Annotated in this window: 1 protein-coding gene; it reads left to right on the top strand. The window is 71.0% G+C overall.

Translation table 11 applies throughout. The features are described 5' to 3' along the window. Positions 1-1,645 (top strand): MDR family MFS transporter (locus KN815_RS48975; protein WP_372458671.1); only part of this gene is annotated, 1,645 nt, incomplete at both ends.

Genomic DNA, 1,645 nt, shown 5'->3' with positions numbered 1-1,645 from the left:
GCGGCGCCGCCCTCGGTGGCGGGCGCCGCCCCGGTGCCCGCCCCGCTCAGCCCCGCCCGGGTGCGGATGGTCTTCTTCGGGCTGATGCTCGCGCTGCTGCTCGCGGCCCTCGATCAGACCATCGTCGCCACCGCCCTTCCCGAGGTGGTCGGCGAACTCCATGGCCTGGACAAGATGTCCTGGACCGTCACCTCCTACCTCCTCGCGGTCACCATCGTGCTGCCGGTCTACGGCAAGCTGGGCGACCTCATCGGCCGTAAGAGCGTCTTCGTCTTCGCGATCGTCGTCTTCGTCGCCGGATCCGCGCTCGCGGGCTGGTCCCGCACGATGGACGAGCTGATCGCCTTCCGCGCGGTGCAGGGCGTGGGCGCCGGCGGTCTGATGATCGGCGTCCAGGCGATCATGGCCGATATCGTTCCGCCCCGGGAACGCGGCCGCTATATGGGGCTCATCGGCGCCGCGTTCGGCCTCGCCTCGGTGGCCGGGCCGCTGCTCGGCGGGTTCTTCACCGACCATGCCTCCTGGCGCTGGTGTTTCTACGTCAACGTCCCCTTCGGGCTGGTCACCCTCGCCGTCGTGGCCGCCGTCCTCAAGGTCCCGGAGCCGCCGCGGCGGGCGCGCTTCGACTATCTGGGCGCGCTGTTCCTGTCGCTGTTCTCCACCTGCGCGGTGCTGCTGACGAGTTGGGGCGGCACGGAGTACGCGTGGGACTCCCGCGTCATCCTCGGGCTCGCCCTGGGGGCGGCGGGTTCGGTGATCCTCTTCGTCGTCGTGGAGTGCGTCGTCCCCGAACCGATCATCCCCATGCGGCTGTTCCGCGACTCGGTCTTCTGCGTCAGCGGGCTGATCGGCGCCGTCATCGGCGTCGCCCTCTTCGGCGCCGCCGGCTATCTGCCGACCTTCCTCCAGATGGTCGACGGCGTCTCGGCCACCGAGTCGGGGCTGCTGATGGTGCCCATGATGGGCGGCATGGTGCTGGCCTCGATCATCTCCGGCCAGCTCATCAGCGCCACCGGCCGCTACAAGGTCTTCCCCATTGTCGGCGGGCTGATCTCCGTCCTCGGCATGTGGCTGCTCTCCCGGCTGGAGGAGGGCACCTCCCGCCAGGACTACAGCCTGTGGATGGGCGTCCTCGGGCTCGGCCTCGGGCTCGTCCTGCCGGTGCTCATCCTCGCCGTGCAGAACGCCGTGCCCGCGGCCGACCTCGGCTCGGCCACCAGCGCCAACAACTACTTCCGGCAGATCGGCGGCAGCGTCGGCGCGGCCGTCTTCGGCACGCTCTTCGCCAACCGGCTCGCCGACCGCCTCCAGGTCGACCTGCCCTCCGGAGCGGCGTACGGACGCGGCGGCGACGGAACCGGTCTGCCCGACCCCGACTCGGTCACCCCGCAGATGGTGCACGCGATGCCGGGCGCCCTGCGGGACGGCTATATCGCGGCGTACGCCCACGCCATGCCGCGGATCTTCCTCTATCTCGTGCCGGTGCTCGTCCTGGGCTTCCTGCTCGCCTTCCTCCTGAAGGAGAAACCTCTGGTGTCCCACACCGACTATGCCGTCCAGCAAGACCTGCAAGACCCCGTGGTGCCGGCCGCGCGCACGGGTGCCCGGCACGCCGCGGCGGCCGCGCCCTCCGCGCCGCCGCCCT

Source organism: Streptomyces niphimycinicus (assembly GCF_018883605.1).
GTDB classification, from domain to species: domain Bacteria; phylum Actinomycetota; class Actinomycetes; order Streptomycetales; family Streptomycetaceae; genus Streptomyces; species Streptomyces niphimycinicus.
This window is presented reverse-complemented; position numbering and strand designations above follow the sequence as displayed.